This window comes from Stutzerimonas sp. KH-1 (assembly GCF_054483855.1).
Genome location: NZ_CM137011.1, coordinates 4,484,831 through 4,497,506, shown reverse-complemented (window position 1 = coordinate 4,497,506; position 12,676 = coordinate 4,484,831). Strand labels below are relative to the sequence as shown.

At 57.8% G+C, this 12,676-nt stretch carries 9 protein-coding genes and 2 pseudogenes; 2 read left to right on the top strand and 9 right to left on the bottom strand.

Going from position 1 to position 12,676, the window contains the following annotated elements; genetic code table 11:
* Positions 1–20 precede the first annotated feature (20 nt).
* The 6 genes from ACX1DW_RS21425 to ACX1DW_RS21400 all read right to left on the bottom strand — a co-directional run bounded on the left by ACX1DW_RS21425 (position 21) and on the right by ACX1DW_RS21400 (position 9,149).
* Complete coding sequence (locus ACX1DW_RS21425; protein WP_045423044.1) at positions 21–377, bottom strand: copper-binding protein; 357 nt, start codon at positions 375–377, stop codon at positions 21–23.
* The gene (locus ACX1DW_RS21420) at positions 374–3,538 is read right to left on the bottom strand and encodes an efflux RND transporter permease subunit (RefSeq protein WP_458992354.1); all 3,165 of its coding nucleotides are present in this window, start codon (positions 3,536–3,538) and stop codon (positions 374–376) included. Before ACX1DW_RS21420 ends, ACX1DW_RS21425 begins: the two co-directional genes overlap by 4 nt.
* A complete protein-coding gene (locus tag ACX1DW_RS21415; RefSeq protein WP_392631294.1) occupies positions 3,535–4,983 on the bottom strand; it encodes an efflux RND transporter periplasmic adaptor subunit in 1,449 nt (482 codons plus the stop codon). Before ACX1DW_RS21415 ends, ACX1DW_RS21420 begins: the two co-directional genes overlap by 4 nt.
* Entirely contained in the window at positions 4,980–6,233 is a 1,254-nt protein-coding gene (locus tag ACX1DW_RS21410; RefSeq protein WP_458992353.1) for a TolC family protein, read from the bottom strand. The genes ACX1DW_RS21415 and ACX1DW_RS21410 overlap by 4 nt, the downstream gene beginning before the upstream one ends.
* Before the next feature lie 94 nt (positions 6,234–6,327).
* Entirely contained in the window at positions 6,328–6,705 is a 378-nt protein-coding gene (locus ACX1DW_RS21405) for a hypothetical protein (protein WP_021210264.1), read from the bottom strand.
* 80 nt (positions 6,706–6,785) lie between these two features.
* Entirely contained in the window at positions 6,786–9,149 is a 2,364-nt protein-coding gene (locus ACX1DW_RS21400; RefSeq protein ID WP_458992352.1) for a heavy metal translocating P-type ATPase, read from the bottom strand.
* 228 nt (positions 9,150–9,377) lie between these two features.
* On the opposite strand from ACX1DW_RS21400, the gene ACX1DW_RS21395 reads away from it, so the two are divergent.
* Both ACX1DW_RS21395 and ACX1DW_RS21390 read left to right on the top strand, forming a co-directional pair.
* On the top strand, positions 9,378–10,085 hold the full coding sequence (locus ACX1DW_RS21395; protein WP_230697813.1) for an HAD family hydrolase: 708 nt from the start codon (positions 9,378–9,380) through the stop codon (positions 10,083–10,085).
* A gap of 41 nt (positions 10,086–10,126) precedes the next feature.
* A pseudogene (locus ACX1DW_RS21390) lies at positions 10,127–10,297 on the top strand (arsenic resistance protein); the annotation flags it as partial.
* A 25-nt stretch (positions 10,298–10,322) separates the two neighbouring features.
* Here the strand turns inward: ACX1DW_RS21390 and tnpC are convergent.
* The 3 genes and pseudogenes from tnpC to ACX1DW_RS21375 form a co-directional block, all read right to left on the bottom strand.
* Positions 10,323–10,685, bottom strand: a complete 363-nt coding sequence (gene tnpC, locus ACX1DW_RS21385) for a Tn3 family transposase post-transcriptional regulator TnpC (RefSeq protein WP_458992351.1) — start codon at positions 10,683–10,685, stop codon at positions 10,323–10,325.
* A pseudogene (locus tag ACX1DW_RS21380) lies at positions 10,682–11,146 on the bottom strand (Tn3 family transposase); the annotation flags it as partial. The pseudogene ACX1DW_RS21380 and the gene tnpC, both read right to left, overlap by 4 nt.
* Before the next feature lie 811 nt (positions 11,147–11,957).
* Positions 11,958–12,611: a 3'-5' exonuclease gene (locus tag ACX1DW_RS21375; protein ID WP_017246335.1), complete on the bottom strand. Its 654-nt coding sequence runs from the start codon at positions 12,609–12,611 to the stop codon at positions 11,958–11,960.
* Positions 12,612–12,676 lie beyond the last annotated feature (65 nt).

Below are 12,676 nucleotides of genomic sequence, written 5' to 3'. Positions count from 1 at the left end.
GCGGCGGTCGCTTTCTGTGCTTACCGTTTTTCGATACGCGTAATGGTGGAATCCATGCCCTTCGAGGAGAACTCGAATTCGACCTGGTCCCCTTCTTTCAACTTTTGGAGCTGATCAGGCTTCGCTTTGAAGCCCATCGTCATAGAAGGCCAACCCAGCGCTTCGACCGGGCCGTGTGCAATGGTCACGGTGCCGCTCTCGGTGTTTACTTTCTTGACTGTGCCGATGGCTGTAGCGGTCTGTCCCGCCGACTTCTGGTCCATTGGCATGTTCATGCCTTTGTGATCCATCGGCATGCCGTCCATTGGCTCCTTGTCGGCGGCATAGGCGACTGGCACCAGGAAGAGTGAGGCAAGGGTGATGTGCTTAATGTTCATGGATGTTCTCCAGTGGGGTTGGTTGCTTGCTGGGTGGTAACTCGCAATTGCCGGCGGCGCATCAGCAGGTAAGCTGCCGGCAGAACGAACAGGGAGAGCAAAGGGGCGGTGATCATCCCGCCCACCATGGGCGCGGCGATGCGGCTCATGATTTCGCTGCCGGTTCCGCTACCCCAGAGGATGGGCAGCAGACCGGCGATAATCACTGCTACGGTCATGGCCTTGGGGCGCACCCGCTGCACAGCGCCTTCGCGGATTGCGTCGAGCAGTACGCCTTCGCCATGGGCTCCAGCGTTAACCCGATCTGTCCATGCGTTCTTCAAATACAGCAGCATAATGACGCCGAACTCAGCAGAAACGCCTGCCAGTGCGATGAAACCGATTCCTGTCGCTACGGATAGGTTGTACCCGAGCAAATAGAGGAACCAGACGCCACCGGTTAGGGCGAATGGCAGCGTGGCCATGATCAGCAACGCCTCCCCAAAGCGCCCAAACGTGAGGTAGAGCAAGACAAAAATGATGAGCAAGGTAGCCGGCACGACGAGCTTCAGCTTCGCGTTAGCTCGCTCCATGAATTCGAATTGGCCGGAATAGCTGATGCTCATGCCGGATTCGAGCTGGACCCCTTTGCTGATCTTTTCCCTCAGATCGCCCACCACAGCCGCCATGTCGCGGCCACGAACATCGACGTAAACCCAGCCCGACAGCCTTGCGTTTTCGCTTTTAAGCATTGGCGGCCCGTCGGTCACCTGTACTTTGGCCACGGTCCCCAACGTGATCTGGCTGCCTTGCGGCGTGTAGATCGGTAGGTTGCGCAGATCGGATATCGAGTCGCGCCACTCGCGGCCATAGCGGAGGTTGATCGGATACCTGGCGAGCCCTTCCACGGTTTCACCAATGGTTTGACCACCGATGGCACCGGCCACGATCGATTGCACGTCCGCGATATTCAGGCCGTAGCGTGCGGCGGCGACACGATCGATATCCACATCGATATACCTGCCGCCGGTCAGTCTCTCAGCAAGCGCCGAACTGACCCCAGGCACCGTTTTGGCGATTTTTTCCACTGCCTGGGTGGCTTTGTCGATCTGTGCCAAGTCAGTGCCATACACTTTCACCCCGATCGGGCTCTTGATACCCGTCGCCAGCATATCGATACGGTTTCGAATCGGCGGGATCCACAGATTGGCCAATCCAGGTACCTGTACGGTGCGATCCAACTCCTCAACCAGCTTGTCAGGCGTCATCCCAGGGCGCCATTGATCCTTCGGCTTGAACTGAATGGTCGTCTCGAACATTTCCAGCGGGGCGGGATCGGTAGCGGTGTCGGCTCGACCAGCCTTACCGAACACGTGTGCAACTTCTGGAACCGTTTTTATGAGCCGGTCCGTCTGCTGCAGTAGCTCAGAAGCCTTCTGAGCGGAGAGGCCTGGAAGCGCAGTGGGCATATAAAGGAGGTCACCTTCATCCAGCGGGGGCAAGAACTCCCCACCAAGGCGAGAGGCCGGCCACAAGCCTGTCAGGAAGACCAGAACAGCCACCAGCAGAGTCATCTTGGGCCAGCGCAGTACCGCGTCCAGGGCCGGCTTGTAGATCCAGATGAGGCCACGGTTGAGTGGATTACGGTGTTCGTCAGGGATTTTGCCCCTGATCCAATACCCCATGAGCACCGGAACCAGCGTGACAGACAGGCCCGCGGCGGCTGCCATTGCATAGGTTTTGGTGAACGCCAGTGGACCGAACAGCCGGCCTTCCTGCGCCTCCAGGGTGAACACTGGAATGAACGACAGCGTGATGATCAGCAGGCTGAAGAACAATGCCGGCCCCACTTCAACAGCCGCGTCAGTAATGACCTTCCAGTGCTCCTGGCCCTTCAAGGTGGAGCCAGGATGCCGCTTGTGCCAGCCCTCGATGTGCTTGTGGGCGTTTTCGATCATGACAATTGCCGCATCGACCATCGCTCCGATCGCGATCGCGATGCCACCCAACGACATGATGTTGGCGTTGATGCCTTGCCGCTGCATGATCACAAAGGCAATCAATATGCCGATCGGCAACGAAACGATCGCGACCAGAGATGAGCGCAGATGCCACAGGAATAGTGCGCAAACCAGCGCAACGACGATGAACTCCTCGATGAGCTTGTGGGTGAGGTTTTCAACGGCACTGTCGATCAGCTTGCTACGGTCGTAAGTCGTGACGATTTCGACGCCTTCGGGAAGGCTCGCTTTGAGCTCATCGAGCTTGGTTTGAACGGCAGCGATGGTTTCCCGAGCGTTCTTGCCGCTACGCAGGATCACCACGCCGCCGACTACCTCACCTTCGCCATCAAGCTCGGCAATACCCCGGCGCATTTCCGGGCCGAGCTGGATATGCGCAACGTCCCCTAGCGTCACGGGCACGCCGGCGTCGAGACGCAAAGGAATGGCTCGAAAGTCGTTGAGTGTCTCCAGATACCCTGTCGCACGAACCATGAACTCGGTTTCTGCAAGTTCCAGAACACTCCCGCCGGTTTCACGGTTGGCCTCATCGATAGCCTGAGCGACTTGCTGCTGCGTCACGCCCCTGCTGGCCATGCGTATAGGATCCAGTACGACCTGGTACTGCTTGACCATCCCGCCTATGGGTGCGACTTCCGCCACGTTGGGCAGTGTCTTGAGTTCATAGCGCAGAAACCAGTCTTGCAAAGAGCGCAGTTGCGAGAGGTCATGTTTGCCCGTTCGGTCTACCAAAGCATATTGGTAGATCCAACCGACCCCCGTGGCGTCAGGGCCCAAGGCGGGTTTGGCGGCGGCGGGAAGCCGGCTCTGCACCTGACTCAGGTACTCCAGTACCCGAGAACGGGCCCAATAGAGGTCTGTGCCATCCTCGAACAAGACGTACACGTAGCTATCCCCGAAGAAGGAATAGCCGCGGACCGTCTTCGCGCCGGGGACAGACAGCATGGTGGTCGTCAGCGGGTAGGTGACCTGATTCTCGACAATCTGGGGCGCCTGCCCTGGGTATGGCGTGCGGATGATGACCTGAACATCGGAAAGGTCAGGCAACGCATCAACAGCGGTGTTCTTGACCGACCAGACACCCCAGGCCACCGCGAACACAGTAGCCAGCAGGATCAGGAAGCGGTTGGCCACCGACCATCGGATTATGGCTGCAATCATTGCTGGCCCCCGAGCTTCTCGATGCGCTCGATGACCAGGCCTTCGTCGCTTTCACGCACGCCGACACGGACGCGGTCGTCGATTTGCAAGCCTGACAGCAGGGATTGATCGGCAACCGGAAAGGACATGGTCATCCCAGGCATGTTCAGCGTCTTGAACGGCCCATGCGACAGGCCAACCATGCCATCTTCCAGGCTGACTATCGTACCTTCAGCCTCGTGCAGCGCAGGTCCGGTAGAAGCTGCAGGCTCCTCCAAACCCTGAGCGGTCAGCCCGCGTAGGCTCGCCTCGGAATCGAGGAGAAACTGACCGGACGCCACCACCTGTTGGCCGGTTTCCAGTCCTTCCAGTACCTCTGTCTGGTCATCGAATTCACGGCCCGTGCGAACTTCAACCGGGCGGTAACGGCCTTCATCCTCAGCCAGCATCACCAATGCTCGCCGTCCGGTGCGAATGACCGCCTCGGACGGAATGACCAAGACATCTTCAACGTTGCGACTCAAGGTCACCTCGGCCGTCATGCCGGGGCGAAGCCGCTGTTGCGGGTTGGGCAGTTCGACCCGGACACGTACCGTGCGGCTATTCAGGTTGGCCTGCGACAGTACCGCCTGGATCGTGCCTTCCAGAGATTGACCTGCAAAAGCGGGTAGGCGCGCTGTGACTGATTGTCCCGGCGCTAAATGTGCAATCTGCGCCTCTGGTACTGCTACTTCTAGCCAAACCGTGTCCAGCCCATTGACGCGCGCAAGAGATGCGCCGGCGGGTACGGTCATGCCCTCGCGGACATCAAGACTTTCTAATACGCCACCGATCGGGCTCGTCACGGTCCAAACGGGGCGTGCCTTGCCGGTCCGTTCCAGCTGCGCAATGACCTCTGCCGGCATGCCAGCAAGGCGCAACCGCTGACGGGCTGCTGCGAGCAGCTGGGGTTCGCCGATCTTTCTCAGTGCCAGGTACTCTTCCTGTGCAGCAGCCCACTCAGGGATAAGCAGATCTGCAAGCGGCGCCCCTTTCTCAATGACGTCTTCCGGCGCTCGGTCGTAGACGCGCTCGACGAAGCCCCCGGCGCGCGCCTGCACGACAGCCACGTCTCGCTCGTCAAACATCAATGCACCTGTGGCTTCGAGCGATTGGCTAATTGACTCACGTGTTGCGGTCGCCAGGCGCATGCCAAGGTTCTGCGTCACGCTCGGGTCGATGCTCATCGACGCCCCGTCGCCTCCCTCATCGGCATAGCGCGGGACTAGATCCATGTCCATGAATGGGGACTTTCCTGGCTCATCGAACTTCTGTTGCGGATACATCGGGTCGTACCAATAAAGCACCTCCTTGCCTTCATCTGCCGCTTGGGCAAAGACAGAAGTAGACAGAGCGACAAGGCTCGCCGTACTGATAATCAGCGGAAAGCTTAGGACGACGGCCAGCCGCTTGAGTTGAAGTGTCATGGTCGGGTATCTCCAAAGGCAAAATGCAGGCGGGCGTTGCTCAGCGATCGGTCGCGGGCTACGTCAATACGACGTAGGCGAGTCTCGACAAGCTGGCGGCGCGCATCGATCACTGCGGTCAGTTCGCCAGTTCCGGCGCGGTAGTCCGCCATGGCAAGGCGGACCTTTTCCTCAGCGAGTGGCAGTAGGGTCTCTTCAACTCGTGCGAATGCGCGGTCAAGGCGTTGATATTCCGCCAGGTCGGCGGCCAGTTCCTGGTTATGCATACGCAACGCCGCTTGGCGCTGCGCCTCGATCTGTGTGAGGCGCGCTCGCTCAGCCGCGATCTTTGGATCCTGTCGAGAGCTGGTAAACAGCGGCAGGTCGAAACTGACGCTGAGGTTGACCATGTCGCCGTACTCTCTGCCGCGACGTAGATAATCGACTCCCCAACTCCAGTCCGGTGTTTTCTCAGCGATGGCCTGGCGAACCTTTGCCTCAGCTTCGCGAGTCATCGGGTCGAAGGCGAGCAAAGCCGGATGGCGGTTCAGGTTGTGCTGATAGTGATCAACGTCGGTAAGCCATCGCGGCCAGTCGCCTGTAAGCGGCTGGTCTGCTGGCTCGCCTATCCAGCGGCGAAGGTCGGCACGCGCAACAATTTGGTTGCGCAGCAGCTCATCCTCTTGTTCAGCAAGCAATGCTGCCTCTTGCTTCGGAAGTACGCTGTCTGCGGTTTGCCCTCCGCCGCCAGCAATGCGCGCCTGAACAGCCCGCGAAAGTAGCTGATTCTCGCTGTAGAGCTGTTTGAAAAGGCTCAGCTTCTGCTCGACCGCGAAGCTGGCGATCCATGCCTCGGCGGTCGCCTGGCGCACACTGAGGCGTTCAATGGTTTGCTGAACGTCTGCGAGTGCAACGCTAGCCTGCGCAGCCTCGACACGGGCGCGCCTTTTTGCTCGGTTTGGCACATCTTGCATGACCCCAACCATTTGCATGGTCATGGCCTCTTGGTCCAATTGCCAGCGCGAGTCACCTTCAATGGGAACGTTTTGCAGCCCAAGCCTAAGTTTAGGGTCAGGGAGCTCGCCGGCAGGGATTGCAGCGCTGCGTGCGGCTTTGAGATTGGCGGCTTGCGCATCCAGCGAAGGCGCGTCTTGCTCAGCCAAGCTCAGGGCTTGTTCTACGGTTAGAGCTGACGCGAGCTCGGGGAATGAGAGCGCGCCGATGATCAAGGCGGCCACGTAGGGAGGCGCCCAGCGGATACGGGGTTTCATTTAGACAGGATTCCTGATCTTCCATGCGAGCCGAAGGCGCGCGGTAGCCGGCCCGAATGCTCACATCCGGGCGGTTCCTAGAATTTGATCGGAATCAGACGCGGGGAGGATGCCAGACGGCGTCCAGATGGCGGGAAAGTACCTGGTCGTTATAGGGCGTATTCGCCGGTTTACCCGCAGGGACCAGCTGCGCCTTTGCAGCAACGATCTGAAGAAGGCTGACGGTTTTGCATTCTTGTCCCGTCTTGCAGACGGTCGTCTTCCCTTGCTCATGCCCTTCACAGCACTCGGGCTCAGCGCCGCTGACGCCAGCCATCAATGCGTGGTTGGCTGCCATGGCGTCCATGCCTTCCATATCAAGCATAACGTGATGCGCTGACGACCCAATCGGCATTAGCAATTGCGCCATCCCGTTGATCGGAAGCGCGAGCACTAGCAGCAGGATAAGGAAGGAGCGCATGTAGGACTTCATATTTTCAGCTTACGGGGCAATTCATGAGCAATCAATGAGGCAATCGGTCGCTTCGCAACCGAAGCCTAAGCCGACAGGCTTCAAATTACACGCGCTTGACGGAGCCGGAGGGCGTTGAACACAACCGATGCTGAGCTGAGGCTCATGGCCAGGGCAGCAATCATCGGAGACAGCAACAGTCCAAAGAACGGATAGAGCAGACCTGCAGCAATCGGGATGCTCAACCCGTTGTACATAAATGCAAACAGAAGGTTCTGACGCATATTGCGAACTGTCGCCACCGAAAGCGTGCGCGCGCGCAGTATCCCCATCAGGTCACCTTTAACGAGCGTAACTTGGGCGCTGTTCATGGCGACGTCAGTGCCCGTGCCCATCGCTATGCCGACATCAGCCCTGGCGAGCGCCGGCGCATCATTTATTCCGTCGCCTGCCATGGCGACTACTTTACCTAGGGCTTGTAGCTTAACCACCAGCGCCTCCTTGTCCTGCGGCTTCACTTCGCCATGCACCTCATCGATCGATAGCTCACGAGCCACCGCGCGGGCAGTGGTAAGCCCGTCGCCGGTGGCCATGATGACTTGCACGCCCTCCGCTTGGAGCCGCGCTACAGCTTCCTTGGAAGTCGGTTTGATTGGGTCCGATACGGCCAGCAAGCCGGCAAGTGCCCCATCAACAGCCAGGTACACAATGCTGGTACCGCTCTCGCGCATTTTTTCTGCCTGATCTCTCAACGGCTCGACGCTCACACCCGCATCTTCCATAAGCGCGGTGTTGCCTAGTTGTAGCTGCTTGCCTTCCACCAGACCACGGACTCCGATACCTGACCCTGACTCGAAGGTCTCTGGCTTCGCCAGCTGGATACCTTCGCTTCTGGCATGGTCTACGATCGCGTGGGCTAGGGGATGCTCACTACCTTGATCCAAGCTGGCAGACAAACGGATGACTTCCTGCGAGTCAAACGGCGTGACGCCTATGGCCCGATCGAAGACAGGTCGGCCCTCGGTCAAGGTTCCTGTTTTATCGACAATCAGCGTGTCTACCTTACGGACGTTCTCGATGGCGCCTGCGTCTCTGAAAAGCACTCCGCTTCCAGCCGCTTTGCCTGTGGCAACCATGATCGACATAGGCGTTGCAAGGCCAAGTGCGCAAGGGCAAGCAATGATCAGAACCGCAACTGCATTGATCAGGCCGAATACCCAGCCCTGCTCGGGTCCAAACAGGCCCCATGCAAAGAATGTCAGCAAGGCGATACCAATGACCGTCAGCACGAAATAACCCGCAACCGTGTCCGCCATTCGCTGCATGGGTGCTTTGGAGCGTTGCGCATTCGCAACCATCTGGACGATTTGTGAAAGCATAGTCCCGGAGCCAACCCTGGTGGCTCGCATGACAAGCGAGCCGCTCGTGTTCATCGTCGCGCCGATAAGCGAATCGCCTGTCCGCTTCGTCACCGGAACCGGCTCGCCCGTTAGCATGGATTCGTCGACGGCGCTCTCGCCCTCTAACACCTCTCCATCAACGGGTACCTTTTCACCAGGACGAACGCGCAGATGGTCGCCCTCGTGAACATGTGTGAGCGGGATGTCCTCCTCGGAACCATCCTTGGCGATACGGCGAGCTGTTTTGGGTGATAAGCCAAGCAGGGACTTGATTGCGGAAGATGTCTGAGAGCGGGCCTTCAGTTCGAGCAGCTGACCTAAAAGCGTCAGTGAAATGATGACCGCTGCGGCTTCGTAGTAAACGCCTATCCGGCCGCCCACAGTGAATGACTCTGGAAATATGCTCGGTAAGACGGTTGCTACGATGCTGTAAATATACGCAGCCCCTGTGCCAAGCCCGATCAACGTCCACATGTTTGGGCTGCGATGCTTAACTGATGCGAAACCGCGCACGAAAAATGGCCAACCTGCCCACAAGACAACCGGGGTCGTAAGGGCTAGTTCAACCCAGTTCTGGCTAGCGCCGTGAAACAGCGGTATCGCATGTCCCGCCATTGCCAACAGGGTTACTGCTACGGTCAGGGGCAGAGACCACCAGAATCGCTTCGAGAAGTCCTTGAGTTCGGGATTCTCCTCCTCGTCGAGTTCAGGGATCAGAGGTTCCAATGACATCCCGCAGATAGGGCAATCACCTGGACCCATTTGGCGGATCTCAGGGTGCATCGGGCAGGTGTACTCTGTCGTTGCATCACCGGCGGGTGGTTTCTGTGCGGGTGGGGTAGATGCCCGAGAGGAGGTCCCATGAGCCTGCGGTGCAGCGAGATATCGAGCAGGGTCGGAACGAAACTTGGTCTGGCAACCCTGGCTGCAGAAGCGGTAAGTGCTTCCCTGATAATGCTCTTGATGCTCGCTATCCTCTTCCACCTTCATCCCGCAGACGGGGTCTGTGAGTGCTGCAGTACCTTTCGTTTGGTCGGGCTGGTGATGGCACTGCTGAGAGGACATACGGGGCACCTTATGGATTGGTTAGCGACGAACTTGGCCTATTGCAGGGACATTTGCGGTTTTTCAATGCTTGCAGCGTCTGACAGCCAATATATGCAAAGCGTCCTGACCAAAGGCTGAAGTAACCATTACATTTCTGTCAGGTTCTCTGGTATGTCAGGTCGTATGTATGTTGAAGCGAGCTGCTGAAAAAGTAGCTCGCGCAGATACCGCCTGCTGGCCTAGCCTATGCCTCCATTGTTCGATGCTCGGCCGCTTCATTTTGATGAATACCGAACCGTGCAAAAGCCTAAGCGCAGGTACTCTGTTTTGATAGAAGCCGTAATTTTTGATGTCTATGGCACGCTCCTGCAAATCGGTGAACGGCGGCGGCCATTTCGCAACCTCTTAAAACAGGCACGCAGCCAAGGTCGTCAACCTAGGGCCGATGATGCCAGGACATTGATGACACAAAACGTGGGGCTGGCCGGCGCCGCCAATCTGTTTGGTACACAACTAGGTAACGTTGAGCTTGCTACTCTGGAGCTTGATCTCTACGCGGAACTGGCAAGCGTGCGTCCCTATGATGACGCTCTGCGGGCACTGGAAAGCCTTAAGAGAGCGGGGCTAAAAGTGGCGCTATGCTCCAACTTGGCTACCCCCTATGCCATACCAGCCATGTTGCTACTGCCTGAGTTTGACGCCTATGCCTGGAGCTTCGAGGTGGGCGCGATCAAACCGGAGCCGGCGATCTACGATCATCTGGTAAAGCGGTTGGATTGCAAAGCGTCTTCCATTGCTATGATTGGCGATACATTGGAGGCCGATGTGCTCGGTCCCGATAGGCTGGGAATACATGGATTCCACCTACAACGCGATGCCATCAGTAGTCCTGAGCGATTCGTTAGCCTGAGCGAATTTGCAGACTACATTTTGGGTCATGGGCGCTCTCGCTAGAAAGCAGCACTAGCACACATTGACGCCACCTCAATCTATCGGCCTTCAGTTCAGACACTCGCAACTCGCTTGCAGTGCTTCCCCTGGGGTTGGCGCTCCTAGAGTCCATTCGCGCGCTGGCCGCGGCGGCTGTGATCACTCAGACACTCGTAGAACTGACTGGTGAGTTGATCTACTTGCGGGCGACTCCAGCCATGGTCAGAAACAGTTGAATCTGGGCGAAATCGGCCAGAGTGCTCATGCCTCGCGGTTTGGTGCAAGACTGATAAGCGGCGCAATGAGGAGCTGAGCAGTGCGAGCCCAGGAAACCAGCGCCTCAAGATCCGTCTGTAGAGATTCGGCCTCTGCCCAGATACAGGCACTCTCGGCAGGCACCGTAAGAGCGATGCCCTCAACTATCGTCAGAACCATCGCATGCAATCTCAGCAGCTCGTCGCGGATGGCGGTGGCTCCGCCCAGTTCCAGCAAGCAGGCATCCAATCGATCAGCCAGCCAGAGCAATTGAGAGGTGTCGAAGGCGGCGCGCAGGTTTTCCAACGCCACCGCATCGACTTCGCCGTACGGCGTAACGCGAAAGGATGGGGGAGGAACATTGATCATGTGGTTTTCTCGGTATCTAGCTGGCGAGGTGTGATCACCCGCAGCGAGCCGGCAGCTTGTTGAAACACCGAGTCCTTGATCCAGGGCTCCGGTGGCCGGTTGAGCTTGAGGTTGAATTCGCCGAAGCGCTTGACGTTGCTGGTCTGGTAGGGGCTGAGGAAGGACACGTCCTCGTCGGTGAATTGCCAACCCTCTCGGGCCAATTTCTGCAGAATACGCATCATATCCACAGTGTTCTGCAGGATCACCGATGAGGCCATCATGTCGTTGTAGCGCAGACGTTTTTGCTGTTCGTCCGGATCGTTCTCAGCAATCACGTCGCCACCGAACGAAAGCCACTTCGAGAAACCGTTGTAGGACTCGATTTTATTGGTGTTCGCAGTGACTTCCTGGCGCAACTCGCGGCTACCGATCCAGTTGAGCAGGAAGATCGTGCGGATCACGCTGCCCAGACGCTCAGATATATCGACGATGCCCCGTGCGACCTTCAGTCTCGGGTTGATCAGTGACGGTTCCGAAGATCCATAGCGCCTGTTTTTATCTTCCCCGACGTAGATCAGGCCAATAGTGATATTTTCGCCCGCCACTTCGATGGTTTCGCCAGCAGAGAGCCACCGCACGTTGGCACTATTCAGGTTCGCCGGCGCGCTCGGAATTCGGTGGGAAGGCCGCTCAGTGGCCTCCAAAGTTACGGTAAAAAAGCCAGAGTCGTCTCGCTTTGCCGAAACCTGCCGGGGCGACGCCGAGACTTGCGCAGGAGCAGAGGGCTCACTTAGTGGCGAGACCTCATCCAATGAAAACGTCAGGCCGGTGCTTATGCCGAGGTCCGAGGAACTTGAACGAGTTCCCCCTTGAGGTGGCCGCATAGTTGTTGCCGAAGACATGACTGACGGTTTGCTGAAGGCCTTTATTACTAGCCACCCGCCTATGCCGACAATGAGTGCTCCGCCCAAGAAAACCCAAACACCCTTGGGAACGGAAGCTAGCCCCCCAATCACTAGGGCACACAGAACCATCGCTCCAGATACACCAGACTTGCTGCTGCGCTTACGCTTCCCTGCCATCGCTTCGACTCCCTATACAAGCATGCTGGCCATTTAGCAGTATCGGCAATTCGGGTGCATCAGCCAATACCTCGCGCCAAGCTACGTGTTGAATCTCTTTATGATGTTATCCAGATGTGTTCCGTATGCACTGGTGAGATGGCGGCTCGATGCGAGCCGGGCGGCCACGGGGTAGAATTGATGAGCAGGCACAGCGCCGTTCGCCCTACTACGTCGGCTGCCTCGCGCTGAGCAGTAACTGCGCTAACCGTGCCAGATTACGCGCATCGGCGATGGCCCTGTGATGCTCACCCTCCCAGGAAAGGCCTATGCTTTCCACTGCACGCTTCAGCCCTAGCGCATGGCAAGCGAAAATTTTCCAAAAGCACTTCTTTAGATTGATATGACGCGCCGGATCCAGCAATACATCTACCCCGGCTCTGATAGCGTCCTCCTTCAGCTGGTTTCGGTCGTAATCGCCCCAAGAGCACCAGCGCCAGCCTTCTGTATTTCGCGGCCTCAGCCAGTCACCAAGCTGATCTTGTACCTCCGCGAAACGCTTTGCAGTATCGATGTCAGATTGAGATATGCCGGTCAGCCCCGTGCAAAACTCAGTTAGCGTGGGGCGAAGTAGCGGCCGGACAAACTGTCCGAAATGATCGACAATCCTGTACTCCAACTGGACATCCAACAGCACGATGCCAATTTCGATCGTCTCCATCTCGTCGCGCTGGACCTCCAATATGTGAGCGTTCCGGGCCGCCTCGTTTAGGCCGGCAGGGTAGTCATCGCAAGTCGCTTCCAGATCCACGCAAAGTAACCAGCGACTTTCTCCAAGTTGTTGACGAAGCGCATCAAGCTGCCCCCAACGCTTTACCTGCATGACACCCCGCCCTTCTTTTCCTCAGAGGATATAAACCTACGAGCATCAGCACGGACCGTGGGCTC